This is a genomic window from Streptomyces sp. TE5632 (genome assembly GCF_054061295.1).
This window is the reverse complement of the sequence record NZ_JBSSEA010000003.1, coordinates 2,362,501-2,387,351: the sequence shown is the minus strand read 5'-3', so window position 1 is coordinate 2,387,351 and position 24,851 is coordinate 2,362,501. Positions and strand designations below refer to the sequence as shown.

At 72.5% G+C, this 24,851-nt stretch carries 19 protein-coding genes, 1 tRNA gene, 1 pseudogene and 1 riboswitch (1 of these 22 running past the window's edge); of the genes and pseudogenes, 9 read left to right on the top strand and 12 right to left on the bottom strand.

Annotated features, from left to right (window positions below):
• Positions 1 to 255: 255 nt before the first annotated feature.
• Positions 256 to 378, top strand: a pseudogene (locus ACVW19_RS15995) (DNA-binding response regulator); the annotation flags it as partial.
• Between the two features lie 65 nt (positions 379 to 443).
• Here the strand turns inward: ACVW19_RS15995 and ACVW19_RS15990 are convergent.
• The 5 genes from ACVW19_RS15990 to ACVW19_RS15970 all read right to left on the bottom strand — a co-directional run bounded on the left by ACVW19_RS15990 (position 444) and on the right by ACVW19_RS15970 (position 4,064).
• Entirely contained in the window at positions 444 to 809 is a 366-nt protein-coding gene (locus tag ACVW19_RS15990; RefSeq protein WP_457460058.1) for a hypothetical protein, read from the bottom strand.
• 1 nt (position 810) lies between these two features.
• Positions 811 to 1,299 (bottom strand): TetR/AcrR family transcriptional regulator, encoded by a 489-nt coding sequence (locus ACVW19_RS15985; protein ID WP_457460057.1) that lies wholly within the window; start codon positions 1,297 to 1,299, stop codon positions 811 to 813.
• An 87-nt stretch (positions 1,300 to 1,386) separates the two neighbouring features.
• The gene (locus ACVW19_RS15980) at positions 1,387 to 1,812 is read right to left on the bottom strand and encodes a hypothetical protein (RefSeq protein WP_457460056.1); all 426 of its coding nucleotides are present in this window, start codon (positions 1,810 to 1,812) and stop codon (positions 1,387 to 1,389) included.
• A gap of 126 nt (positions 1,813 to 1,938) precedes the next feature.
• Positions 1,939 to 3,156 (bottom strand): cation:proton antiporter, encoded by a 1,218-nt coding sequence (locus ACVW19_RS15975; protein ID WP_457460055.1) that lies wholly within the window; start codon positions 3,154 to 3,156, stop codon positions 1,939 to 1,941.
• A 617-nt stretch (positions 3,157 to 3,773) separates the two neighbouring features.
• Positions 3,774 to 4,064, bottom strand: coding sequence for a DUF3040 domain-containing protein (locus ACVW19_RS15970; RefSeq protein WP_457460054.1), 291 nt, complete (start codon positions 4,062 to 4,064; stop codon positions 3,774 to 3,776).
• 496 nt (positions 4,065 to 4,560) lie between these two features.
• Between ACVW19_RS15970 and ACVW19_RS15965 the strand changes: the two genes are divergently transcribed.
• Positions 4,561 to 5,562, top strand: a complete 1,002-nt coding sequence (locus ACVW19_RS15965) for a HAMP domain-containing sensor histidine kinase (protein ID WP_457460053.1) — start codon at positions 4,561 to 4,563, stop codon at positions 5,560 to 5,562.
• Positions 5,563 to 5,564: 2 nt separating this feature from the next.
• Entirely contained in the window at positions 5,565 to 6,263 is a 699-nt protein-coding gene (locus tag ACVW19_RS15960; protein ID WP_457460052.1) for a response regulator, read from the top strand.
• A 79-nt stretch (positions 6,264 to 6,342) separates the two neighbouring features.
• On the opposite strand, the gene ACVW19_RS15955 is transcribed toward ACVW19_RS15960, so the two are convergent.
• Positions 6,343 to 7,674, bottom strand: a complete 1,332-nt coding sequence (locus tag ACVW19_RS15955) for a cation:proton antiporter (protein WP_457460051.1) — start codon at positions 7,672 to 7,674, stop codon at positions 6,343 to 6,345.
• A 488-nt stretch (positions 7,675 to 8,162) separates the two neighbouring features.
• Here ACVW19_RS15955 and ACVW19_RS15950 point away from each other — a divergent pair, with 488 nt between their 5' ends.
• From ACVW19_RS15950 to ACVW19_RS15940, 3 genes are all read left to right on the top strand, one after another.
• On the top strand, positions 8,163 to 9,296 hold the full coding sequence (locus ACVW19_RS15950) for a dihydrofolate reductase family protein (RefSeq protein WP_457460050.1): 1,134 nt from the start codon (positions 8,163 to 8,165) through the stop codon (positions 9,294 to 9,296).
• Between the two features lie 107 nt (positions 9,297 to 9,403).
• Positions 9,404 to 9,477 (top strand) — tRNA-Met (locus tag ACVW19_RS15945).
• A gap of 327 nt (positions 9,478 to 9,804) precedes the next feature.
• A riboswitch (cyclic di-AMP (ydaO/yuaA leader) is annotated at positions 9,805 to 9,961 on the top strand.
• An 11-nt stretch (positions 9,962 to 9,972) separates the two neighbouring features.
• Positions 9,973 to 11,007, top strand: coding sequence for a M23 family metallopeptidase (locus ACVW19_RS15940; protein ID WP_457460049.1), 1,035 nt, complete (start codon positions 9,973 to 9,975; stop codon positions 11,005 to 11,007).
• A 64-nt stretch (positions 11,008 to 11,071) separates the two neighbouring features.
• Here ACVW19_RS15940 and ACVW19_RS15935 read toward each other — a convergent pair whose 3' ends face one another.
• From ACVW19_RS15935 to ACVW19_RS15920, 4 genes are all read right to left on the bottom strand, one after another.
• Entirely contained in the window at positions 11,072 to 12,460 is a 1,389-nt protein-coding gene (locus ACVW19_RS15935; RefSeq protein WP_457460048.1) for a PrsW family intramembrane metalloprotease, read from the bottom strand.
• A gap of 52 nt (positions 12,461 to 12,512) precedes the next feature.
• Positions 12,513 to 13,370 carry a tRNA (guanosine(46)-N7)-methyltransferase TrmB gene (trmB, locus tag ACVW19_RS15930; RefSeq protein WP_457460047.1) on the bottom strand — a complete coding sequence of 286 codons (858 nt, stop codon included), beginning with the start codon at positions 13,368 to 13,370 and terminating at the stop codon, positions 12,513 to 12,515.
• Between the two features lie 37 nt (positions 13,371 to 13,407).
• Positions 13,408 to 14,691 (bottom strand): L-2-hydroxyglutarate oxidase, encoded by a 1,284-nt coding sequence (lhgO, locus tag ACVW19_RS15925; protein ID WP_457464628.1) that lies wholly within the window; start codon positions 14,689 to 14,691, stop codon positions 13,408 to 13,410.
• Between the two features lie 79 nt (positions 14,692 to 14,770).
• A complete protein-coding gene (locus tag ACVW19_RS15920; RefSeq protein WP_457460046.1) occupies positions 14,771 to 16,195 on the bottom strand; it encodes an MFS transporter in 1,425 nt (474 codons plus the stop codon).
• A 716-nt stretch (positions 16,196 to 16,911) separates the two neighbouring features.
• Between ACVW19_RS15920 and ACVW19_RS15915 the strand changes: the two genes are divergently transcribed.
• Positions 16,912 to 19,035, top strand: coding sequence for an asparagine synthase-related protein (locus tag ACVW19_RS15915; RefSeq protein ID WP_457460045.1), 2,124 nt, complete (start codon positions 16,912 to 16,914; stop codon positions 19,033 to 19,035).
• A gap of 380 nt (positions 19,036 to 19,415) precedes the next feature.
• On the opposite strand, the gene ACVW19_RS15910 is transcribed toward ACVW19_RS15915, so the two are convergent.
• Positions 19,416 to 20,174 carry a TetR/AcrR family transcriptional regulator gene (locus ACVW19_RS15910; protein ID WP_457460044.1) on the bottom strand — a complete coding sequence of 253 codons (759 nt, stop codon included), beginning with the start codon at positions 20,172 to 20,174 and terminating at the stop codon, positions 19,416 to 19,418.
• Between the two features lie 377 nt (positions 20,175 to 20,551).
• On the opposite strand from ACVW19_RS15910, the gene ACVW19_RS15905 reads away from it, so the two are divergent.
• Both ACVW19_RS15905 and ACVW19_RS15900 read left to right on the top strand, forming a co-directional pair.
• Positions 20,552 to 21,934: an NAD(P)/FAD-dependent oxidoreductase gene (locus tag ACVW19_RS15905; protein ID WP_457460043.1), complete on the top strand. Its 1,383-nt coding sequence runs from the start codon at positions 20,552 to 20,554 to the stop codon at positions 21,932 to 21,934.
• Between the two features lie 173 nt (positions 21,935 to 22,107).
• A complete protein-coding gene (locus ACVW19_RS15900; protein WP_457460042.1) occupies positions 22,108 to 23,799 on the top strand; it encodes an ATP-binding SpoIIE family protein phosphatase in 1,692 nt (563 codons plus the stop codon).
• 29 nt (positions 23,800 to 23,828) lie between these two features.
• Here the strand turns inward: ACVW19_RS15900 and ACVW19_RS15895 are convergent, their stop codons facing one another.
• Positions 23,829 to 24,851 carry the 3' portion of an MDR family MFS transporter gene (locus ACVW19_RS15895; protein WP_457464627.1) on the bottom strand. Its footprint extends 255 nt past the window's final position, so only the last 1,023 of its 1,278 coding nucleotides appear in the window; its start codon lies off the right edge, out of view — the gene reads right to left on this strand; its stop codon occupies positions 23,829 to 23,831.

Sequence of the window (24,851 nt, the reverse complement as noted above, 5' to 3'; positions counted from 1 at the left end):
ACCGGTACCGGGCGGTGGAGCCCTAGCCTGCTGACCTGCGAGGGAAGCAAGAAACGTCACCGGGCACCACCCGGCGGCACGTCTGAACCTGAACTTTTAATCCATTGGTTGTGGGTTCGAGTCCCACAGGGCCTACCAGTTGCAGAGGAGGGGCAGCCCCCTTCGACCTGCTCTTCGGCGTCCGGATCGGCTTCGGCCGACCCGGACGCCGTCTCGTTGCCCCGTTGTCGGGCCCCTGCGCGGTCCGCCCGCAGCCGGCTGGTGATCAGCCCGTTGACCGCGAAGACCCACATCAACTGGGCCATGGCCAAGCTCCGGGCCCGTGGCCGGGCTCAACCGGTGCTCCTCGCCTGCGAATCCGGCCTGGTGGCCCCGCGCGACGCGGACGTCGACGGCCCTCTCCGTCCGCACACCGCATGCGTCGTGGAGTGGTGCGGGTTCGTTCAGCCGCGGGAGACGGACTGTTCGATGAGGTCCACGGTGGCGCGGGGGTTGTCGACCTCGAGGACGAGCCGGTCGTAGTGCTCGGCGTCGGCGAGTTCGATGACGACCGCCTTGTCCGGGTTCTTCACGTCCCAGAACAGGCGTTCACCGTTGCGGCGGAAGCGGCCCGCGGTGATCAGCCCGGGGAAGTGGGAGCCGGCGACGCGGACGCCCTTGGGTTCGCGGGCCATACCGGGGTCGTGGGTGGCGCCGCGTACGTGGGCGAGGGGGATTTCCAGGCGGCTCTTGAGGGTCCAGAGCTTGTCGAGGCCCTGGAACTCGGCGGTCAGTATGCCGCGTTCGCGGTCGATGGAGATCAGGGCCATGTCAGTGCTCCTTGGGAGTGGTGGTCGGCAGGGCGCGCAGGCGCAGGCGGGTGCCGAGGACGGTGGAGGCGAGTTGGGGGGCGGCGTCACCGTGGGAGGGGCGCAGGGCGTCCTCCAGCGCTGCGATCCCTTCCGCGACCAGTGCGGCGACCTCCGGGTCGTGGGGTGCGCGTTCGGCGGCGGCGAGAAGGAGGAGTCCGGCGGCCGGACCGTTGTCGTACGAGGCGGTGGCGGTGGCCAGTGCCTGCGCGGGGTCGGTGAGGGTGGCGATGGCCGCGGTGGCCGGGTGGATCTCGTGGTCGAGGTGCCGGCGGAGCGCGGTCAGGTGCAGGCTCCGTTTCGAGCCGAAGACCTTGTAGAGGCTGCCCCGGTGGATGCCGGTGGCGGTGACCAGGTCGTCCACCGAGGTGCCCTCGAAGCCGTGGGTGGCGAAGAGGGCGGCTGCGGTGCTGACGGCCTGGTCGGTGTCGAAGGCGCGTGGTCGTCCCATGGCCATGACGGTACGGGTTATGAGAACGATCGATCAAGAACGACCGTTCTTGAATTGGGTCGCCTTGGGTCGCAAGGCTGCGGGCGGTCAGGCCGGGCGGCCGTCCTCGGGGTCCGTCCGGATGGTGAGGCGGTGGTAGGCCGCGCGGGCATGGGCCAGACGGGACGCGGTCGTGCCGACGAGGGCGGCGGCGAGCAGGCAGCCGAGCCAGAACGTGTCCCTGGGGCCGGCCCAGGTGAGGGTTCCGGCGGGCGGTATCGCGAAGCCGTTGAGGAACAGCCAGCACAGGACGGCCGTGCCGGGGGCCGCGGTGAACCGTGCGCACACGCCGAGGACGGCGGCGAGCAGGGACAGGGCCACCAGAAAGAGCCCGGGGCGGTGCGGGCCCACGACCGTGTGGAGGAGGGCCACCAGGGCCAGTGCGCCGCCGAAGGCGCCCGCCCATATCAGCGGAGTGGCGACGGGCCGGGGGACCGGTCGCGGGCCGGTGCCGACGGTGATCCACTCGATCATGCCGGCGCCTTGGTCGTCATGCTGCCGCTCCCCTGGAGTGCATCCCGGGCTTCCCGGGCTGATTTTCGCACCGCCGACGTCGCGAACGGGCCGTTCGTACCGGCCGCCGTCCGTACCGTCGTGTGGTCAGCCGCTCGCATGGGCCGGTTCCGTCTGGTCGACCGGTGTGGCGGTGCTCTGCCGCTCGTCCGGCTTGCGGCGCGTGAGACGGCCGACCAGCGGTTCGGTCCAGCGGGCGGTGAGGGGGCCGAGGACGACCAGGATCAGGACGTACGCCGTGGCCAGCGGGCCGATCCGCGGTTCCGTGCCGACGGCGAGACCGGCGATGACGATCGAGAACTCGCCGCGCGCCACCAACGTGCCCCCGGCCCGCCAGCGGCCCTTGGCCGGAATGCCCGCCCGCCGGGCGGCGAACCAGCCGGTGGCGATCTTCGTCAGCATCGTGACGACGGCCAGCGCGAGCGCCGGGAGCAGCACCGGCGGGATGTCCGCCGGGTCGGTGTGCAGCCCGAAGAAGACGAAGAACACCGCCGCGAACAGGTCCCGCAGCGGGGACAGCAGGCCGTGCGCGCCCTCGGCGACCTCCTCGGACAGCGCGATGCCGACCAGGAACGCGCCCACCGCCGCCGACACCTGGAGGTGCTGGGCGACGCCCGCGACCAGCAGGGTCAGCCCCAGTACCACCAGCAGCAGCATCTCGGCGTTGTCGGAGGAGACCGCGCGGCTGACGACGCGTCCGTGACGCAGGGCGATGTAGAGGACGGCGCCGACGGTGCTCAGGGAGATCAGCAGCGTGACGCTGCCGCCCGCGAGACTCACCCCGGCCAGCAGGGCGGTGAGGATCGGCAGGTAGACGGCCATGGCGAGGTCCTCCAGGACCAGTACGCCGAGCACGACCGGTGTTTCGCGGTTGCCCAGCCGCCCGAGGTCGCCGAGCACTTTGGCGATGACCCCGGAGGAGGAGATCCAGGTGACGCCGGCGAGGGCGACGGCGGCGACCGGGCCCCAGCCCAGCAGCAGCGCGGCGACGGCGCCGGGGGCGGCGTTGAGGACGAAGTCGACCGCGCCCGACGGGTACTGGGTCTTGAGGGTGGTGACGAGGTCCGACGCGCTGTACTCCAGCCCGAGCATGAGCAGCAGCAGGATGACACCGATCTCGGCGCCGGTGGCGACGAACTCCTCGCTGGCCTGCAGTGGCAGGATCCCGCCATGGCCGAAGGCGAGGCCGGCAAGCAGGTAGAGGGGTATGGGAGAGAAGCCCACCCGTCCGGCGAGGCGGCCCAGGAGCCCGAGAGCGAGGATGATCGCTCCGAGTTCGACGAGCAAGGCGGTGGTGTTGTGCACGGGCGGCTGACCTCCGTGGATCGGTTCGGTGGCGGCGTCTGTGCCTGAGGGCTGGGGCCCGCCGGGCTGGAGGGCGGACCCCGGGTGTCGGGAGCCGGGTGTCGGGAGCCGGGGAACCAGGTGCCGGGGTGAGGTGCTGCGGGGGCCGACTGTCGGGTGAGGAGTGGGAGCGTCCGGTGTGTCCCCTGCGGGGCGGGTCGTCCCCTACGGGGTGAGGGGTCGGTGCCCGGTCCTCGGGCAGGGTGGGCGGAGACGGCGTGGGACAGGCGCTAGGGCCGGAAGGCGGTGCCGCCGGTATCGGGAACGGCGTCGCGGGCGGCGTTGTCGACACGTACGGGGATCACTCGACCCATGTCACGCCCCCGTTCTTCTCTTCTCGTCGTCGGCCCAACCGGTCATCAGCACTCGACGCTCGACGGGCAACGCCGAGTAGCCAGTGCTCAGCGCTCGACGTTCGGCGGTCAACGCTCGACGAAGGAGCGGAACGCTGCTCAACGGAGCGTAAGCGCTTGGTAAAGATTTTAGCGCACCCCAAACCGGGGTGCGCTATGAGGAAAGCCGCTCAACGTGACAAAGCGGTGAGCGTGAATCGTGTCTGAATGCGGGTTCGAGCCGTATCAGCGAGCCGAGTTCCGGTATCGGCTGCCCTTCCGGGGCGGGTAGGGGTCGAACAGTTGAACGCCGATTCCGCTGAGGACCAGACCGGTCGCGATGAGCAGCCCGTGGGGCATGACCAGACCGATGAACAGCAGGACCACGCCGATTCCCAGTACCCACCAAGCGCGCGTGTGCCGGTACTCGCGCGGCTTGGCCGGCCGACCGCTGGACAGGGAGCGCGCGAAGTGCGGGTCGTCCTGCTCGATTCGGGCCGCGAGATCGACGAGGCGCTTGTCGTCGGACTGGGGCACGTCTCCTCCTTCCCGAACGGTGGCAGCACGGGAGACCTCCGACCGCCACCTGGAAAACACCTCCCGGCGTCGGTTCCATGACACCGACGCCGGGGGCGAAAAGTGAGCCGTCGGCCCGCGAACCGGGGCCGACACAGGGGAGCTTGCCCGGGTGCCGAGGTCATCACCCGCCCGGTGCGAGTGGGTTCGGCGGGGCCGGGCCCGCGTCCACTTCAAGGATCGCCCGCCGGGTGCCTCGAAACCATCGGGTCCGGCCCTCATCTTCGTGGGGGTCGACGATGTACGGGGGCGCCCGGACACCCACGGACCCGTGGAAAAATGGGGGCTGGCACGGATGGCGCACAGCCGGAACAGCGCTCACGCTGGGTCGTGGCGGCCCGCGTGCCCGCGCCCCCGGAACCGACGGGCCGCCGGAACGCTCCCGCCGCACCGGGAGCCTACGACAGACAGTACGGCAGACGGCGCACGGTGAGCAGGGGTGAGGAGGTGGTACTGAGTGCCACTGTTCTGGCGGATCTTTTTGCTGAACGCCGTCGTGCTGATCACGGCCACCGCCCTGCTGCTCGGACCGGTCACCGTCTCCACCCCGGTCCTGCTCACCGAGGCCGCCGTACTCACCGTGGGGCTGGCCGCCATGCTCTTCGCCAACGCGCTGCTGGTACGCGTCGGCCTCGCCCCGCTGCAGCGCGTCACCCGTGCCATGTCCACCACCGACCTGCTCCGTCCGGGGCAGCGTCCCGAGGTCGCCGGGCGCGGGGAGATCGCCGAGCTGATCAGCACGTACAACACGATGCTCGACCGGCTGGAGGACGAACGCGCCACGAGCAGCGCACGCGCCCTCTCCGCGCAGGAGGACGAACGCCGCCGCATCGCCCAGGAACTGCACGACGAGGTCGGCCAGAGCCTCACCGCCGTCCTGCTCCAGCTCAAACGGGTCGCCGACCACGCCCCGGTGGAGCTGCGCGAGGAGCTGAGCCTGGTGCAGGAGACCACCCGGAGCAGCCTGGACGAGATCCGACGCATCGCCCGCCGGCTGCGCCCCGGGGTCCTGGACGAACTGGGGCTTGCCAGCGCCCTCAAGGCCCTCACCACCGAGTTCGGCGGCTCCACCGGCCTGATGGTCCAGCACCGCCTCGACCCCGACCTGCCCGCCCTGGGGCCGGAGGCCGAACTGGTCCTCTACCGGGTGGCCCAGGAAGGGCTCACCAACATCGCCCGGCACGCGCAGGCCCGCCGTGCGGAGGTCTCCCTGCGCCGCACCCCCGCCGGAGTCGATCTCCAGGTCCGGGACGACGGCCACGGCATCGGTGCCGCGGCCGAGGGCGCCGGCATCCGGGGGATGCGTGAACGGGCCCTGCTCGTCGGCGCCGACCTCGACGTGGGTCCCGCTCCCGGCGGCGGGACCCGGGTGCGCCTCGCCGTTCCCGTTCCCGTACGGGGCCCCGCGCCCGTGCGGGCCGTGCCGCCCGTGACCGCCGCTCCCGACCGGAAACGCTGAACATGACCGACCCGGCTCCCGCCAGCACTCCCACCGGCCCCGCCGAGGGCCCGCCCCCCACCCGCATCCTCCTCGCCGACGACCACGCGCTGGTCCGCCGAGGCGTACGCCTCATCCTCGACGGCGAACCGGACCTGACCGTCGTCGCCGAGGCCGACAACGGGGCCGAAGCCATCGAGCAGGCCCGCGCCCACGAACCCGACCTGGCCATCCTCGACATCGCCATGCCCCGCCTCACCGGCCTCCAGGCGGCCCGCGAGCTCTCCCGCACCCTCCCGCAGACGCGGATCCTCATCCTGACCATGTACGACAACGAGCAGTTCTTCTTCGAGGCGCTCGGCGCCGGCGCCTCCGGATACGTCCTCAAGTCCGTCGCCGACCGCGACTTGGTGGAGGCATGCCGGGCCACCATGCGCGGCGAGCCGTTCCTCTACCCGGGCGCCGTCAACGCCCTCATCCGCAACTACCTCGAACTCGCCCGGGACGGCCGGAACCTGCCCACCAAGGCCATCACGGACCGGGAGGAGGAGATCCTCAAACTGGTCGCCGAGGGGCACACCTCGCAGCAGATCGCCGACCTCCTCGTCATCAGCCCCAAGACCGTGGAGCGCCACCGCGCCAACCTGCTGGCCAAGCTCGACCTGAAGGACCGACTGGAACTCACCCGGTACGCCATCCGCGTCGGTCTGATCGAGCCCTGACCGCCACCGGCGTCGAGACGGGTGCCCGAACCGGCACCGGCGGGGAAACGACGCCAGGACGGCGGCTTTCAGGGCCGGTCTACCGCTCGGCCTCGGCGGGCAGGGGCTCCCCCTCCCGGCCGCGCCCGGTGTCCAGGTCGAGTGCGGGTGCGGGTGCGGGTGCGGGTGCGGGTCCGTCGTCCGGAGCGTCGGGCGCGGGTCCGTGACCCGGGGCGTCGGGCAGGGGGCCGTGGTCGGACCGCCGCATCTGCACGGCACGCAGGGCGCGCGCGAGCAGGCCGGCCCGTCCGGCGAGCACCGGGCCGAGGACGGCGAGGACGAGCACGTATCCGGCGATGAACGCGGTGAGCCGGCCGTCCAGCCCCGCGCCGGTGGCCATGGCGGCCAGGATCAGCGCGAACTCACCACGGGCGACGAGCGTGGTCGCGATGTCGGCGGCGATGTCGGCGCCGTAGCGGTACAGGCGGGCGACCAGCAGGCCCGCGGCCAGGTTCATGGTGAGGGTCAGCGCCACGGCGACGGACACCGGACCGGCGACGGAGGCGATGTCGCCGGGGTCGATGGCCAGCCCGAAGGCGAAGAAGAAGATCGCCGCGAAGGCGTCGCGCAGCGGGTGCACCAGGGTGCGGATCCGGGGCGCGGAGGGGGTGCCGGCCACGATCAGACCGACCATGAACGCGCCGATGGCGTCGACGACCCCGAGCACCTCGGAGACGCCCGCGACCAGGATCGCGGTGCCGAGGAAGGTGACGACCAGCAGCTCGTTGTCGCGCACGGCCAGCAGCCGGCCGAACAGCCGGCCGCCGAAGCGGGCGACGATGGCGAGCACCATCAGGAAGCCGAACGCCTTGGCCGCCTGGAGTGCCATGTCCGTGAGGCCCTGGGCGTCGCTGAGGACGGGCTGCAGAGCGGCGAGATAGAGGGCGAGGAAGATGTCCTCGACGACGGTGACGCCGAGGATGAGACGGGTCTCGGGCCGGCCGATGTGGCCCAGCTCGATGAGGATCTTCGTGACGATCGCCGAGGAGGAGATGCCCAGCACCCCGGCGAGTACCAGGGCCTCCCGTGCTCCCCAGCCGAGGGCGAACCCGAAGCCCAGCCCCGCGCCGACGTTGAGCAGCAGATAGATGCCACCGGCGGTGAGCAGCCGTCTGCCGCCCCGTCTCAGATCGTCGAGGTGGAACTCCAGGCCCAGGTAGAAGAGCAGCAGGACGAGACCGAGTGCCGAGAGCATCCCGAAGTCGTGCGCGTCCTCGACCAGGACCGGGCCCGGGGTGTGCGGACCGAGCAGAATGCCGGCGAGCATGAACAGGGGGATGGTCGGCAGCCCGATCCGGCTGCCGAGGCGGGCGAGGAACGCGGCGGCGAGGAAGGCGCCACCCATGGCGAGCAGTGTGTCGGCATGTCCCACGGGTCACCACCTTCCACAACACGGGAACGGAGCGTGACCTCATCGACTGAGCCGAGTGGGGACCGCTCCTTCGCGTCGGTGGGGGCTCTTCGCCATACGGGCCGTACGGGGCCGCGGTCGGTGCGCCACGGGACAGGGGGCCGGGATTTTTGTCGTGTCTGTCCCGTCTTTCGGCGTTGTTTCCACGTTGCTTCCACGCTCACATCCGCCCCCGCGCGATGACCATCCGTGGTGCCACCCAAACAAGCTGGGGGACGACCCTCATGGGGGCCTGCCCCGTCCCACGATCCGGTTGTCAGACTTGAATCAGTTCAGCGGTCCGCAAGTCCCGCAGGTCCTGCAGTCCCCGTAGTCCCCGTAGTTCCCGTAGTCCCCGTAGTCCCCGTAGTCCCCGTAGTTCTCGTAGTTCTCGTAGTTCTCGTAGTTCTCGTAGTTCTCGTAGTTCTCGTAGTAGTCCCCGAATTTCCCGTCCTCCCAGGAGCGCGTCGATGCCTCACCCGTACGTCCTGTTGTCCGCCGCCGTCTCCCTGGACGGCTACCTCGACGACACCGGCCCCGAGCGGCTGCTGCTGTCCGGCCCGGCCGACTTCGACCGGGTCGACGAGGTACGGGCGTCGGTCGACGCGATCCTGATCGGCGCCGGCACGATCCGTGCCGACAACCCCCGCCTGCTGGTCAACTCGCCCGAGCGGCGGGCCGCCCGGGTCGCCGAGGGCCGGCCCGAGTACCCGCTGAAGGTCACCGTCAGCGGCTCCGGCGACCTGGACCCGGCGGCGCGGTTCTGGCACACCGGCGGCGAGAAGGTCCTCTACACGACCGACGAGGGTGCCGAACGCGCCCGCGCGCACGGCCTCGCCACCGATGTCGTACCGCTCGGCGCCGCACTCGACTGGCGGCGGCTCCTCACGCACCTGTACGACGTGTACGGCGTCCGGCGGCTCATGGTGGAGGGCGGCGGCCTGATCCACACCCAGCTCCTCACCCAGGGCCTCGCCGACGAGCTCCAGTTGGTCCTCGCCCCGCTCTTCGTCGGCGACCCGGACGCCGCCCGCCTCTTCGGCCCCGGTGCCTACCAGGGCGGCCGGCTGCGGCTGCTGGAGACCCGCCCGGTCGGCGACGTCGTTCTCATGCGCTACGAGCCCACCGCCCCCGGCACCGGCCCGCTCCCCGTCGCCGCCGACCACCACTGGCTGGCCCTCGCCTGTGAACTGGCGGTTCAGTGCCCGCCGTCGGAGACGGCCTTCAGCGTGGGCGCGGTGGTGGTCGCGGCCGACGGCACCGAACTGGCCCGCGGCCACTCCCGGGAGGGCGGCGACCCGCTGGTGCACGCGGAGGAGGCCGCCCTCGCCAAGACCGACCCCACGGATCCGCGGCTCACGACCGCCACCGTGTACTCCAGCCTGGAACCCTGCGCGCGCCGCGCCTCGCGTCCGGCGCCCTGTGCGCGGCTGATCCTGGACGCGGGGGTACGGCGGGTGGTCACCGCCTGGCGGGAGCCGGACACCTTCGTGGCGGACGCCGACGGCAGCGGAGTGCTGGCCGCCGGGGGCACCCAGGTCGTCGTACTGCCCGAGCACGAGGAGGCCGCCACGGCGCCGAACGGCCATCTGATCGGCCGGTGACGCGACGGCGGCGACAGCGGCGACAGCAGCGACGGCGACGGCGACGACGGCGACGACAAGGAGTGTGCGGAGTGTCCCCCGCATGCCGTATGCTGGTGACACAACGACGCGGGGTGGAGCAGCTCGGTAGCTCGCTGGGCTCATAACCCAGAGGTCGCAGGTTCAAATCCTGTCCCCGCTACTGAAGGCCGAGGGCCGGAATCCGAAAGGGTTCCGGCCCTCGGTCGTTCTCGGCTTTAGCCCCGCCGCCCCGGCTCGTCGTCCCGACTTCCGCACCGTTGTCACGCCAGGTGATCGGGTCACCGCGCTGCGCATAACAACTGATAAACCGTCAGTTTCGATGTGACGCGTGAGGCACGGTCAACTCGCCCGTTTTTGCCCGGCCATGGCGCTTAAGTCCGCGTGGAAATCGTTAACGATCAAGAGGAACGGCTTGGAATCCGACCCCTACCTCTATTAACGTTCGATAACGCAGCGCGGTCGTCCCAGCCGTCACACGAGTCGGCTCCGTGCGCATGCGCCGAATCCCGCAAGGGAACCGGGGAACCAACATCTTGGGGTGAATCGCGTGGATGCCCCGTGGAGACACGGAGGGTATACGCGTGTAGGAGACCTTCCTGCTCCGAACCCGTCAGCTAACCCGGTAGGCGAGAAGGAAGGAAAGGAGTACGCCCACGTGGCGTCGAACCGGCCTGCTCCCGAGGCCCCCTTCATGCCGAGCCAGTACGACGGCGACACCTTCGTCTACGGCGGCGTCCGCCCCGACGAGGGCCCCTTCGAGGAGTGGAACCCCACCGAGGAGTCCGTCCGCCCCGTGCGCGGCCGGCACCGCGTCGGCAAGCAGCGCGGCGGAGGCCTCGCCCGCAGCTCCACGGTCCTGGGCGTCGGTGTCATAGCCGCCGTCGCCGGTGGCGGTATGGCCAGCGCCCAGACCGGCAAGCCGCCGGTCTCGATCTCGATGCCGGACCTTCCCTCTGTCGGTTCCCTCATCTCCGACGAGGAAACCCCCGAGGGTTCCGCCACCGCGCTCAGCGACATCGGTGTGGTCGCCGACGAGGTCACCGAGCAGGGTGCCTCCGACGCCGGCGAGGCGCTGCACGCCCGGATCATGGCCCAGGTCGAGCAGCAGCAGAGCCAGGCCGAGGACAAGGCCGCCGCCGAGGCCGCCGCCGCCGCGGAGAAGGAGGCCAAGGAGAAGGCCGCCGCCGCGAAGAAGGAGGCGGAGGAGAAGGCCGCCGAGGCGAAGCGCAAGGCGGAGGAGGAGGCCAAGAAGAAGGCCGAGGCCGAGCGCCTCGCCGAGCTGGCCCGGCAGTACGCGCTGCCCACCTCCTCGTACACGGTCTCCTCGACCTTCGGTCAGGCCGGCGCCTACTGGTCCTCCGGCCAGCACACCGGTCTGGACTTCGCCGCCCCCACGGGCACGCTGATCAAGGCGGTCCACACCGGCACGATCACCTCCGCCGGCTGGGACGGCTCCTACGGCTACAAGACCGTGCTGACGCTCGACGACGGCACCGAGATCTGGTACGCCCACCAGTCCTCCATCAGCGTCAGCGTCGGCCAGCAGGTCAACACCGGCGACGTGATCGGCCGCGTCGGCTCCACCGGCAACTCCACCGGCGCTCACCTCCACCTGGAGGTCCACCCCGCCGGCTCCGCCTCGGGCATCGACCCGATGGCCTGGCTTCAGTCGAAGGGCCTCACCGTCTGAGACGACCACAGCCCCGGCAGTCCTGACGACGACCCCCCGACGTCAGGGCTGCCGGTCAGGCGTTTCAGGGGCGGTACGGGGACGCGTACGGGTTCGGCCGGTACGCGGAATACCCGAGGTACGCGGGGTGCGCGGGGTACGGGGCATACGCGAGGCTCGTCGCGCCGTGCATGCCGTACACGCCGTACGCGCCGTACACCGGCCAGGGCGGCACAGGCGGCGCGGTGGCGCGGGCCGCGTGCTCCAGGGCCGGGCGGGCTGCGGCGCGGCGGCACCACAGTTCCCGCAGCAGCTCCCCCTCCCGTGCGGCGAAGTCCGTGCCCACGCGGCCGCGGCGTGCCCGGTGCCGCAGGAACGCCAGGGACGTCGCGTACGCCTCGTACCGTGCCACCGTCCGTGCCGCCGCCCGGCCCCCGTGCCGGCGCGCGTACCGCCGGGCGATGCGCCGGGCCCGCATCGAGCCGAGAGCGAACGGCTGGGCCGGGCTCAGCCAGCCGGCGGCGACGTACACGGGCAGTTCCGTGCGCACGGTCCGCAGTTCGCGCTGCCGCGTCCACACCACCAGCCAGGTCAGCAGGCCGAACGACGGCACCATGAACGCCCCGTACACGGCGAAGAAGCCGTACCCGCCGAGGACCGAGGAGCCGTTCCACAGCGCGTGCATGCCCATCGCGAGCAGCAGACCGCCCAGCGGCGGCAGGACGCGCCACAGGCGCCGGCGTTCGGTGGCGAGCGCGGAGACGCCGAAGCCGATGCCGGTGAGCACGGTGAAGAGCGGGTGCGCGAACGGCGACATGACGACGCGGACGAAGAAGGTCGCCGCGGTGACGGAGGAGACACCGCTGCCGCCGGTGAGCTGGTCGGTGCCGAAGGCGTTGCCCAGGTAGAGGATGTTCTCGGTGAAGGCGAAGCCGGTGGCGGTGACCCCGGCTATCACCACGCCGTCGAGGATTCCGGTGAAGTCGCGTCTGCGGAAGAGGAAGACCAGCAGGACGGCGGCGGCCTTCGCCGACTCCTCCACGACAGGGGCTATGACGGTCGCGCCGAGGGTGTCGGCGCGGGACGGGTCCGCCGTCTCCGTCGCTATCCAGTGGGTGGCGAAGCTGTTGGCGACGATCGCCATCAGCGCGGCGGCGCAGGCGCCCCACGCGAAGGAGAAGACGAGGTTGCGCCAGGGGCCCGGTGCGACACGGTCCAGCCAGCGGAAGGCGGCTATGAGCAGCGGCACCGGGAGGACGGCGAGGCCGAGGCCGACCAGGAAGCCCTCCGTGCCGGTCTGCTCGCGGACCAGACCCAGGATGACCAGGCCGGAGAGCGCGAGGAGGGCGATCAGCGCCCCGTAGCGCACCCAGGGCCGCTGCCACCAGTGCACGTGCCTCAGGGCCCGCCCGGGCGGCCCGGCGGGGTGTGCCACCGCGCTGGACCGCGTCGGGTACGGACGGCTGGTGTCCACGACATTGACCCTAACGAGGGAAGGGCGCTGCCCGCAGGTACGCCAGGTGGGCTCAGGAGCCGGTGGGGGGTTGCCCGGTGGGCCGGCCACCGGGCCGGTCGTCGTGCGGTACGCGACGGAAGAGCAGGTCGTTCACCACATGGCCCTTGGCCAGCCCCTGTCCCTCGAAACGGGTCAGCGGGCGGAACTCCGGACGCGGTGCGAAACCACCGTCCGCCACGGTGTTCTCGAAGGCGGGATGCGCGGTCAGCACCTCGAGCATCTGCTGGGCGTACGGCTCCCAGTCGGTGGCGCAGTGCACGACCGCGCCCGGTGCCAGACGGGTCGCGGCGAGAGTGAGGAAGTCGGGCTGGATCAGCCGGCGCTTGTGGTGCCGCTTCTTGGGCCAGGGGTCGGGGAAGAAGACGCGCAGCCCGCTCAGGGAGTCGGGGGTGAGCATCTCGCGGAGCAGGATGATCGCGTCGCCGTTGCCGACGCGCACGTTGTCCAGACCGTGCTGGTCGGCGAGGCCGAGCAGATGGCCCTGGCCGGGTGTGTGGACGTCCACCGCGAGGATGTTGGTGCCGGGGTCGGCGGCGGCCATGCGCACAGTGGCCTCACCCATGCCGAAGCCGATCTCGAGGACGACGGGGCGGTCGTTGCCGAAGAAGTCGGCGAGGTCGAGCCGGCGCCCGTCGACGTCGAAGCCCCACCGGTGCCACAGCCGCTGCAGCGCGTCCGCCTGCCCGGCGGTGACCCGGCTCCGGCGCGGCTGGAAACTCCGGATCCGCCGCTCGAAGTGCGACCCGGCGGGATCGGCCTTCGGCCCGTCGGGGAAGCGGGGCTCCCCCTTCTCCCGGGTACGGCGGATCGACACACCGGGCGCGTGCTCGGCGTGCGGGGCTGCGGAGGTGTTCAAGGAGTCAGACACAGTGCTCTCGATTTTACGGCGGCCCGCACGGCGGCCCTCACGGTGACTTCGCGGTCGCGTCGGCACCCTGCCGCGTCGGGTCGGCCAGGGCGGCCAGCGCTCGGCGGGCGATCTCCCGGCCGATGGGCAGGGACGCCGTCGCGGCGGGGGAGGGGGCGTTGAGCACGTGGACCGCGCGGGGGGTCTCCCGGATCAGGAAGTCGTCGGCCAGGGTGCCGTCCCGCAGGACGGCCTGCGCCCGCACGCCGGCCGGGGCGGGGGTCAGGTCGGCCTCCCGGACCGCGGGCAGGAGCCGGCGGACCGCCTCGGTGAAGGCCCGCCGGGACAGGGAACGGTGCAGTTCACCCGTGCCGTGCCGCCAGTGGCGGCGGGCCAGGTGCCGGGAGCCCGGCCAGGCCAGGGTGGCGGCCAGCTCGCGCGGGCGGACCGTGCGCCGGTCGTAGCCCTCGCGGGCCAGCGCCGGTACGGCGTTGGGGCCGACGTGGACGCCGCCGTCGACGCCGCGCGTGAGGTGGACGCCGAGGAACGGGAACGCCGGGTCGGGCACCGGGTAGACCAGGCCGCGGATCAGCTCCGGCCGGGTCAGCTCGTAGTACTCGCCGCGGAACGGCACGATGCGCATGCCGGGATCGTCACCGGTGAGGCGGGCGATCTCGTCGCAGTACAGCCCGGCGCAGTTCACCAGGACCCGGCCGCGCACGACGTCCCCGGCGGCGGTCAGGGCCGCGACGCCCAGTTCCGGGCGGCGGTCGACGCGGACGACCCGCGCGCCGTAGCGGATCTCCGCGCCGGACGCCTCCGCCAGGTGGCGGGCCACCGCCGCGAAGTCGCAGATGCCGGTGGTGCCGACGTGGATGGCGGCCAGACCCTCGATCTCCGGCTCGTACTCGGCGATCTGCGTCGCGCCCAGTTCGCGGACCGTCAGCCCGTTCTTCCGGCCGCGCTGGACCAGTGCGTGCAGACGGGGCAGTTCGTCCCGGTCGGTGGCGACGATCAGCTTGCCCGTCACGGCGTGCGGGATGCCGTACTCCGCGCAGAACTTGACCATCTCCGCCGCGCCCCGCACCGCGTACCGTGCCTTGAGGGAGCCGGGGCGGTAGTAGATGCCGCTGTGGATGACGCCGCTGTTGCGGCCCGTCTGGTGCCTGGCGGGGCCGGGCTCCTTCTCCAGCACCGTGACCCGTGTGCCCGGCGCCGCGCGGGTGATCGCGTACGCCGTCGACAGGCCGACGATGCCGCCGCCGATCACCAGCACGTCGCAGTCGTACGACCGCCGCACCGCCCGCACCACTCGCACCACCTCCCGCTCCCGATAGTGCACCACGTCACTGACAACGCCCGTGAACCCGGAGGCGTCGGGGACGCCGACCTCGGCGAGGCGGCCCGGTCGGGCGGGGCGTTCAGGCGGGTGTCATCAGCAGCGGCCGGGCCCGCTCGCGCAGCTCGACCACGCGGGGTTCGTCGCCGTAGGGCTCCAGACGGTGCAGGAGGTCCTTGACGTACTCGGTGGTGCGGGCGGACGAGATGCGGCCGGCCACCTCCACCGCGCGCACGCCCTGCTCGCAGGCGGCGTCCAGGTTGCCCGACTCCAGCTCGGCAACGGCCGAGACGACGAGCCGCAGGCCGTGCGAGCGCACGAACTCCTCCGTCGGCCGCGACAGCGCCTGCTCGGTGAAGCGGCGGACCTGGCGGGGCGCCTTCAGATCGCGGTAGCACTCCGCGGCGTCGGCGGCGAACCGGTCGTAGGAGTAGAAGCCGAGCCAGACCGGGTCGCTGTCGCCGGGGCGGGAACGTTCCAGCCAGCCCTCGGCCGACTTCAGGGCCGCGCCGGCCGCCGGGGCGTCACCGGCGCGTGCGTGCGCGCGTGCCTCCACGAGCCGGAAGAAGCTCATGGTGCGGGCCGTGGCCAGGCCGCGGTTGCGCTCCAGCGCGGCCTGGGCGAGATCGACGCCCTCGTCGCCGAAACCGCGATAGGTGGCTTGGAGGGACATGGAAGCCAGAACGTATCCCCCCAGGGGGACGTCGGCCGCCGCTCGGGCCAGGCGCAGGGCCTGGATGTAGTAGCGCTGGGCGGCCTCCTGCTGGCCGGTGTCGAAGGCCATCCAGCCGGCGAGCCGGGTGAGTTCGGCGGACGCGCCGAACAGGGCGCGGCCGACGTCGTCGGCGTAGGCGCCCAGCAGCAGCGGCGCCGCCTCCACCCGCAGGCACTCGGGGACCATCGAGGAACGCCAGTCGCCGCCGCCGTACTTGGAGTCCCAGCGCCGCGCGTCCTCGGCCGCCTCGCGCAGTTTGCGCACATCGCTGTGGCCGACTTTGGCCGGTGCGGCCGAGCCCTCCGCCGGGCTCACCTCGCGCGCGACCGAACTGTCGGCCGGGGTTATCAGCCAGCGCGAGGCAGGCGTCGCGTACGCGCTCACCGCGAACGATCCGGCGAGCGACTGCCAGATGCCGCCGGACCCCGCTCTGCGGCCGGCCAGGTCCAGCCGGTACAGCTCGGTGGCGGACTTCACCGCCTGCCCGACGTCCCGGGGGAAGGCGAGACCCACTTCGGGCGCGGGATCCGCGTCCGCCAGGCCGATCTCGTGGAGCGGCACCGGGCGGCCGAGTTTCTGGCCGATGGCGGCGGCGATCAGGTGCGGCGCCGTGCCCTGTGGCACCATCCCCTTCGACACCCAGCGCGCCACCGACGTCTTGTCGTAGCGCAAGGTCAAACCGCGTTGGGCGCCAAGGTCGTTGACGCGCCGCGCGAGGCCCGCGTTGGAGATTCCCGCGAGGGCGAGAACGGTGCCGAGTTTTTCGTTCGGCCCGCGTTGCTCCCTGGACATGCGCCACCCCTCGACACAGACGGCTGCCGCTCTGGCATAACCCGGCGGCATTCGTAAACCCAGCGTAGTTCGCCGCATCCCAAGCGTTAAGGGGCATTCTTCCGGATGGCGGGATTGTGGTCCGTACTGAAGTACGGGTCCGATACGCGCGGTTGCGGCATGCTCCCGGCGTGTGGCCGTGCGCCCGTGTGTGCGCTCTACTCCGGCCACGGCGGGAGCGATTCCATGGTCGGGCGTGGGTCGGCCCGCTGTACTGGATCCAGCGGGCTGGGGGACACCGCCGCCTTCATCCCCGCGGGCGGCGGAGACGGTCCGGGAGGCGCACTCCGCCTCCCGGGCCGTGCGACCGTTCAGCGGTGCGCAGAGCCTGTACGGAGCGTGTTCGAGGTTGTCCTCGCATCTCCGAATTGGCCGAAAATCGACCCCCTCGTTCGAGGGCTGTCGCCTTGTCTGTCCTGGCAGTTGAGGGCGCGTTAGAGGTTTTTGGGGCGCGCTGGGGGGCGCATTCGCGTCGCACTGGCAGGGGCGAATGCACGGCCGCGGTCGGGCGATCTCCTTGCGTCGGGCGGACGTTCGGAGCGAGGTGGGTGTATCCGCCGGGGCGCATTCGACGGAGCACATGCGGCACCGGCACCCCTCTTGAGCGCCTCCTTCATGGCAGCATGGTGAACCGGTGCGCACGGCGCACTTGTTGTCCACGGCCTGTGGAGGCGTCGATGCGGTGGTTGGTGGGATGGAGCAGCACCGCCGCGGGTGCCCCGACGTTCGGCTCCGCCGGCGCCACCGGGTCCGACGGCGAGACCGTGCAGCCGGTGGGTTCGCAACCGTTGTGGGGCGACCCCGATCCGCTGTGGGCGGTCGGCGACTGGCGCCCCGACGAGGTGCGGATGGTGTCCGCCGACGCCGAGACCCGAATCGCCGTCCTCGGCACCTGTGGCGCCACCGACGAGCAGCTGCGTGTCGCCCTGTTCGCCGCGCGCGGCGGCGCGCTCCGTCATCTGACCGCCTGGCCGGGCAGCTACACCGCCGTCGTGCGGGTGGGCCGCCGGACCACCGTCTGCGGCGACCTCGCGGGCGCCCGGCCGGTGTTCCACACCCCCTGGGAGGGCGGCACGGCGTTCGCGACCGCCGCGCTCCCGCTCGCCGACCTCGTCGAGGCCAACCTCGACTTCGGTCACCTCGCCGCGCTCCTCGCCGCCCCCGACGTGCCGGCCGCGCTGTACGACTCCACACCGTACGACGGCGTGAAGCGCGTTCCGCCGGGGCACGCGCTGATCCTGCGAGCCGGGGCGCGCGAGATCGCCGGGTACGAGCCCGTCGCCTCGCTCGCCGTCGCCGCGCCTCCCGCCGACCCCGACAGCGCGGTGGACGCCGTCCGGGACGCGCTGGTCGAAGCGGTACGCACCCGGCTCGCCGCGCCCCGCCACGTACCCGGCGCCGACATCGACCCCGGCCCGGTCCCGGGCATGGGGCCCGCCGAACGACGCGCGGCGCGCGGGATGCCGGTGCCCGGGATCGGAGCCGACCTGTCGGGCGGGCCCGCGTCCGGGACGCTGGCGCTGCTCGCCGCCGGGCTGCCGGGCATGCCGGGGACCGTGCTGGGGCACGGCACGGGCGCGGGGGAACGGCTGCTCGCCGTCACCTTCAACGATCTCGCGGGGGTTTCCACCGGTGGTCCGGCCGGTGGTCCGCTCGGCGGGCGGGAGGACGAACTGGCGCGGGCCGGGGCGCTGGCCGCCAACCCCCGGCTGCACCATGTGGTGGTCGCGGGCGGCGAGGACACCCTGCCGTACGCAGATCTGGACGGGCCGCTGACGGACGAGCCGGGACCCTCCCTCGTGATCGCGGCCCGGCACCGGGCGCGGCTGGCGGCGGGCAGCGCGGACCACTTCACCGGGTACGGGGCCCGGCAGGTGCTCGACGCGCATCCCGCCCGGCTCGCCGACCTGCTGATGGACCGCAAGCGCCGCCATCTCGTACGGCCCGTCGCCGCGCTGGCGAAGGCGGAGGGGTCCGTGATGGTGCCCGCGCGGGTGTACGCCGCGGCCCGGCGCCTCGCCCGTACGCCCTACCGCACGGGTCTGGAGAACCTCGCGGAGCGGCTGCTGCGCCACCAGCTGGACGACGAGGCTCCCGGGGGTGCGGCGGATGCCTCACTGGCCGCGCTCACCTGGGGAAGACCCGGGCCGGCGGCGCGCTGGCTGACCGGTGAGGCGCTCGCTGAAGTATCGGTTCGCCTCCAGGCCTCGACGAGCCGGTCCGAGGTGGGGCCGGGGCAGCGGCCCGGTGACTTCCGCGCGCGTGCGGCACTGGCCCGGCACGCGGCGGACCTGCGGGTGCTGGAGCAGGCCGCCGAGGTCCGCTTCCAGCGGCTGCACACGCCGTTCCTCGACAACCAGGTCGTCCGCGCGTGCCGGGCGCTGCCCGAGGCGCTGCGGGTGCAGCCGGGGGCGCGCGCCGCGATCCTGCGGACCGTGCTGGAAGGCGCGGGCGTGCGGGAGTTGCCCGCAGGGTGGGGTGCGCCGACCCAGGCGACCACGGCGGTCGCGGCGCGGACCGGGCTGCGGGTGGCCGCGGGCACGCTGATGGCGCTGTTCGACACGCCGCTGCTGGCGGAGGCGGGACTGGTCGAGGCCCGGGTGGTGCGCAAGGCGCTGCGAGCGGCGGCGGAAGGGGAGCCGCTGCCGCTGGACGGGCTGGCGGACCTGGTCTCGCTGGAACTGTGGCTGCGGCGGCTGTTGGCCCGGCGGGGGACCTGCTGGACGGGCACGCCCGGGCGGCAGCGCGCGGTCCCCGAGGGCATCGCACCACAACGAGGGGCACTGGCTCGCGGAGCTTGAGCGGAGGCGCCTGCGGCGCTCGGGCAGGTGCGGGTCGGGTGTCGGTGCGGGCAGCCGTCCTCGGCCCGGCGCGGAACCGGGTGACTGCGCGGTGGCCGACGTCGACGCGCCGGCTACCGCGGGCAGCCGCCCCGGCCCCGTCACCTTCCCGCCATGGGCGGCCCAGGCCCGCCCAAGGCGGATTTACGTGCAGGTGAACCCGTCCGGCGGATCACGCCGCAGACGCGGAAGCGGGCACGCCCTCCCCCCATGCTCTTCGAGCAGGCACCCCCATCACCCCCGCCCACCTACGATGCCGAGGCGTCGCCGGTTTCCTGCGACCCGCCCCACCGGACAGACCCGGCCCTGACCCCCGTTCGGGCAGGGGGACCTTACGCGTCTCACGCCGGGCGTGAGCGCAGGCCCTCCAGCAGGATGTCCAGCAGACGCGCGGAGGCAGCCGCCTGCTGTGCCGGGTCCGGCAGTGAGGGCGCGGCCGTGGCGATCACCAGGAGCACGTCCGACACCGACACGTCCGCCCGCAGCGCGCCCGCCTCGCGGGCCCGCTCCACCAGCCGGCCGACGACGTCGAGGAGCTGTGCCGCGCCGGCGTCGTCCTCCGCGCTGGCGGCCGACGGTTCCCCGGGCACCAGCCGCAGCTCACCCGCCGCGTGCTGCGCCCGCTGCTGCGGCACCCGCGCGTGGTCCGCCACGCCGTGCTCGTCCGCCACACCCACCCGCAGCACCTGCGGCGGCAGCAGCCGCCCGGCGCCCGAGTCGACCGACGTGCGCAGGAAGCGGGACAGCGCCGACCACGGGCCGTCCTCCTGACCGAGCGCCGCACGCGCCTGGTCGGTCAGCCGGGAGATCTCCTCCTCGGCTATCCGCCGCACCAGGACGTCCTTGCTCGGGAAGCGCCGGTACACCGTGCCCACACCGACCCGTGCCCGGCGTGCCACGTCCTCCATCGGCGCGCCGTAGCCCAGCTCGCCGAAGACCTCGCGGGCCGCGCGCAGCACGTGCTCCAGATTGCGCTGGGCGTCCACACGCAGCGGTGCCGTGCGTGGCCCGCCCGCGCGTCCGCGGCCCGACGGAGCGCTCAGCGCGGCGCCGGGCGCGACAGCGGACGCGGAAGACCAATGAGAATCCTGAACATGCATACGCTTTCCCCCGGTAACGATGACGTCTCCCCCCGGAGACTCCCCGCCTTAGATGGCTGGGGTTCGAGGAACATGCCCGGTGGCCGGCTCCGCCCGTCGCGGACCCGAAGAGCGCATCCCCCTACACCCCGTCGACGTACGAACATAGTTGAGTGAGGGTCAATTCAGAAGGGGCAGGTTCCGCACGGAGCGCCCCCCGATCGGAGTACGGAGCGCATTGATCCCGAATGCGCCCCCGGGAAAACACCGGCAAATCACCGCTGACCTGCGCACACGCCGTTCGGTCGGGTCATCCTGCCCCTCCGGCCCGCCCACGGCCTCCGGTCACACAATTCGTCGGGGCTGTGGACAAACGCGAGCGACGGGTGCGTCATGGGATGGTGAAGGAACGTGCGCGCATTCTCGTTGTCGGTGGCGGATACGTCGGGATGTACACGGCCCTGCGCCTGCAGCGGAAGCTGAAACGGGAACTCGCCCGGGGCGCCGTCGAGATCACCGTGGTCACACCGGACCCGTACATGACGTACCAGCCCTTTCTCCCGGAAGCGGCCGCCGGGGCCATTTCTCCTCGGCATGTCGTCGTACCGCTGCGTCGTGTCCTCGACCGGTGCCACATCGTCATCGGCGAGGTCACCGCCCTCGACCACGCCGCCCGCACCGCCACCGTCGCCACGCTCGCCAGCGAGGAGGAGGGCAGCGGCGGCGGCCGGCCGATGGCGTACGACGAACTCGTCCTCGCGCCCGGCTCCGTCTCGCGCACCCTGCCGATCCCCGGTCTCGCCGACCACGCCATCGGCTTCAAGACCCTCGAGGAGGCCATCGGACTGCGCAACCACGTCCTCGAGCAGATGGACATCGCCTCCTCCACCCGCGACCCCGACGTCCGCGACGCGGCCCTCACCTTCGTCTTCGTCGGCGGCGGCTACGCGGGCGTCGAGGCACTCGGCGAACTGGAGGACATGGCCCGCTACGCCACGCGGTACTACCACAACCTCCGCCCCGAGGACATGAAGTGGATCCTCGTCGAGGCCTCGAACCGCATCCTGCCCGAGGTCGGCGAGGCGATGGGCCGGTACACGATCAGCGAACTGCGCCGCCGCAACATCGACGTACGACTCGAGACACGCCTCGAGTCGTGCGCCGACCGCGTCGCCGTGCTCAGCGACGGCGCCCGATTCCCCACCCGCACCGTCGTGTGGACCGCCGGGGTCAAACCGCACCCCGTTCTCGCCGCCACCGACCTGGCGCGCGACGGGCGCGGGCGGCTGAAGTGCACCGCCGAACTCGCCGTGGAGGGAGCCACGCACGCGTGGGCCGCGGGCGACGCCGCCGCCGTCCCCGACGTCACCTCGAAGGAGCCCGGCCAAGAGTGCGCCCCCAACGCACAGCACGCACTCCGCCAGGCCAAGCTCCTCGCCGACAACGTCGCGCACTCCCTGCGCGGCGAACCCCTGGAGAAATACGCCCACTCCTACGCCGGGTCGGTCGCCTCCCTGGGACTGCACAAGGGCGTCGCACACGTCTACGGGCGCAAACTCAAGGGATACCCCGCCTGGTTCATGCACCGCACCTACCACCTGAGCCGCGTCCCCACCTTCAACCGCAAGGCGCGTGTGGCCGCCGAATGGACCCTCGCCGGGCTCTTCAAACGGGAGATCGTCTCCCTGGGTTCACTCGAACACCCGCGGGCCGAGTTCGAACTGGCGGCCGGTGGAAAGCCTTCTCAGGACCCCCCGCACAACCCGAAGGGGTCGTCCTGACCGGACCCAGGAACTCCACCGACCGGCCCGACGTCTGACCGATGTCGGCCCGGTCGGCAGCCTGCCAGACTGGTCCACCACCGAGGGCGGGCGGCCGTCCGTCCCCGGTGCGGTCCCGGGGCCCCGGCCGGTCCCGGTTTCCGGCCGCCGACAACTACACGAGGCAAGGATTCGTGAACTTCACGCGCTGGAGCGCCCGGCTCCCCGGAACGCAGCGCCGCGCCGCAGCGCGCAGCGAGCACACGGTCTTCCCGGACCGGCGGGGAGAGGGCTCCGTGCCCGCCGCCCGCGCCGGACAACCCGCCGACCAGCCATCGCCCGTGCCCGCCGTCGACGACCTCAGGGTGCGCGAGGTCCTCGACCACGTCCCCTCCCTCGTCGCCCTGGTGCACGGCCCCGACCACCGCATCGCCTACGTCAACGACGCCTACACGGCCGCCTTCGGCCCCCGCCCGGTCGGCGCCCCCGCGCGAGGAGCGCTCCCGGAGCTCGACGAACTCGGCCTGCTGCCCCTCCTCGACCAGGTCCTGCGCAGCGGCAAGCCCCGCACGGTCAAGTCCCGCAAGGCCCCCGACGGCCGCTCCTACACCTTCACCTGCACCCCGGTCACCGACGGCCACACCGACGGGGCCGGGGGCGGCGGGCGCGGCCGTGGTGGTCGCGGGCGCGGTGTGCTGGTCTTCGCCACCGACGTCACCGACCACGCCGAGGCCGCGGAACGGCTGCGCGCGAGCGAACGCCGCCAGCGCGAGACCGCCGTCACCCTCCAGCGCTCCCTCCTCCCGCAGGAACTCGAGGAGCCCGACGACCTGCGGGTCGCCGCCACCTACCACCCCGGCGGCACCGAGGCCGCGGTCGGCGGCGACTGGTACGACGTGATCACCCTCGGCGGCGGGCGCACCGCCCTGGTCATCGGCGACGTCATGGGCCGGGGCGTCCGCGCGGCGGCCGTCATGGGCCAGCTCCGCACGGCGGTGCGTGCCTACGCCCGCCTCGACCTCCCCCCGCACGAGGTCCTCCAACTGCTCGACGGCCTCGCCATGGAGATCGACGCCAACCAGATCGCCACGTGCGCGTACGCCGTCCACGACCCCAACGAGGGCACCCTCGTCTACGCCTCCGCCGGCCACCTGCCCATCCTGGTCCGCGACGAGCAGGGCACCGTCCAGCGCGCCGACGAGCCGACCGGGCCCCCGCTCGGCACCGGCGGCTGGATGCACTCCTCCGGCTCGATCCCGCTGGGCCCCGGCTCCACCGCCGTCCTCTACACGGACGGCCTGGTCGAGCGCCGCGACAAGGACCTCGACGAGGGCATCGCGGCCCTGGAGCGCGCCCTGGCCGGCGCGACCGGCACCCCCCAGGTGGTCTGCGACCGCCTGGTCCGCTCGGCGGGTGTGACCCCGGACCACGACGACGACGTCGCCGTACTGGTGCTCCAGCACCCCGCCCGCAAGGGCCCGGAGAGCGAGCTCTTCCGCAACGCGGCCCTGGAACTGCTGGGCGGCGTCGAAGCGGCCCCGCGCGCGCGTGCCTTCGCCTCCGGTGTGCTGACCAGCTGGCGGTTCCCCGCAGACCTGCACGACCTGGGCGTCCTGGCCGCCAGCGAACTCGTCGCCAACTCCCTCCAGCACGGCACACCGCCCATGCGGCTGCGCCTGCGCCGCACCGACCGCCGGCTGATCGTCGAGGTCACCGACGGCGACGACCACCTTCCGAGGCGCCGTCGTGCGGAACCCGCCGACGAGTCCGGTCGGGGCATCGCCATCGTCGCGACGATCGCCTCCAACTGGGGAAGCAGGCGCACCCCGGGCGGCGGCAAGGCCGTCTGGTGCGAGTTCGCCCTGCCGAAGCCGACGGGTTCGTAGGGCGGGCCGGCCCTGACGAGCCGGGTACGTCAGGCGGGTGCCGGCGCCTGCTCCGCCGATGTGCCGCCGCCCTGCGTCACCACCAGGCTCCGCGCCACCGACGGCTGGTTCTGCACGTCCGTGAGCTGCCGGCCCAGCCGCAGCGCGAGCACGGTGATCCCCAGCGAGACCAGCACGAAGACCACGATGTACGGCGTGTGCAACGAGGCACCCATCGGCCCGCCCACCGCCGGACCGATGGCCAGCGCGAGCTGCTTCACCAGGGCGAAAGCCGCGTTGTACTGCCCCGCGAGACCGGTCGGCGCGAGATCCGCGACCAGCGGGGCGAGCGTCGGCGACAGCAACGACTCACCCAGCCCGAACAGCGCGTACGTCGAGATGAAGGCGGCGGTGGCCATCGCCTGGCTGCCGTTGCCGAGGCCCGCGTACCCGGCCACGGCCCACGCCACGGCCCAGAGCAGCCCCACCGACGCGATCACGCGCGTGCGCTTGCGGCGCTCCACGAACCGCAGCACCAGGAACTGCGCGATCACGATGACCAGCGTGTTCGCCGCCAGCGCCGTCCCCAGGGTGGACGTCGAGATGCCGGCCGCCTCGACCCCGTACGCGCTCAGTCCCGACTCGAACTGCCCGTAGCAGGCGAAGAACACCACAAAGCCGAGGACGCACAGCTGCACCATGGCCCGGTTGCCCATCAGCCGCTTCCAGTCGCCCTTCGCCGATGCCGCCGGAGAGCCCGCGACCCGCGGCGAGTGCGGCATCCGCACCGTGGCCATCACCCCGACCAGCAGCAGGAACATCGCCGCCTCGATCGAGAACAGCAGGGTGAAGGAGCCGGGTTTCGTGGTGTCGACGAGGTGTCCGCCGATGAGACCACCGATCCCGAGCCCGAGATTCTGCAGGAAGAACTGCATGGCGAACGCCCGCGACCGGGTCTCCGCGGTGGAGCAGTCCACGATCATCGTCGCCAGCGCAGGCTGCATCACGGCCTGTCCGGCTCCGAGCGCCGCCGCCGACAGCAGCACGCTCGGCGCACCGTTCGACAGACCGAG

What these genes read in the sequence shown, in the direction of transcription:
- ACVW19_RS15990 (WP_457460058.1), bottom strand. Translation starts at nt 809, where the DNA reads ATGGCCCTGATCTCCATCGACCGCGAACGCGGCATACTGACCGCCGAG.
- ACVW19_RS15985 (WP_457460057.1), bottom strand. Translation starts at nt 1,299, where the DNA reads ATGGGACGACCACGCGCCTTCGACACCGACCAGGCCGTCAGCACCGCA.
- ACVW19_RS15980 (WP_457460056.1), bottom strand. Translation starts at nt 1,812, where the DNA reads ATGATCGAGTGGATCACCGTCGGCACCGGCCCGCGACCGGTCCCCCGG.
- ACVW19_RS15960 (WP_457460052.1), top strand. Translation starts at nt 5,565, where the DNA reads ATGACCGACCCGGCTCCCGCCAGCACTCCCACCGGCCCCGCCGAGGGC.
- ACVW19_RS15950 (WP_457460050.1), top strand. Translation starts at nt 8,163, where the DNA reads ATGCCTCACCCGTACGTCCTGTTGTCCGCCGCCGTCTCCCTGGACGGC.
- ACVW19_RS15920 (WP_457460046.1), bottom strand. Translation starts at nt 16,195, where the DNA reads ATGTCCAGGGAGCAACGCGGGCCGAACGAAAAACTCGGCACCGTTCTC.
- ACVW19_RS15915 (WP_457460045.1), top strand. Translation starts at nt 16,912, where the DNA reads ATGCGGTGGTTGGTGGGATGGAGCAGCACCGCCGCGGGTGCCCCGACG.
- ACVW19_RS15910 (WP_457460044.1), bottom strand. Translation starts at nt 20,174, where the DNA reads ATGCATGTTCAGGATTCTCATTGGTCTTCCGCGTCCGCTGTCGCGCCC.
- ACVW19_RS15905 (WP_457460043.1), top strand. Translation starts at nt 20,552, where the DNA reads ATGGTGAAGGAACGTGCGCGCATTCTCGTTGTCGGTGGCGGATACGTC.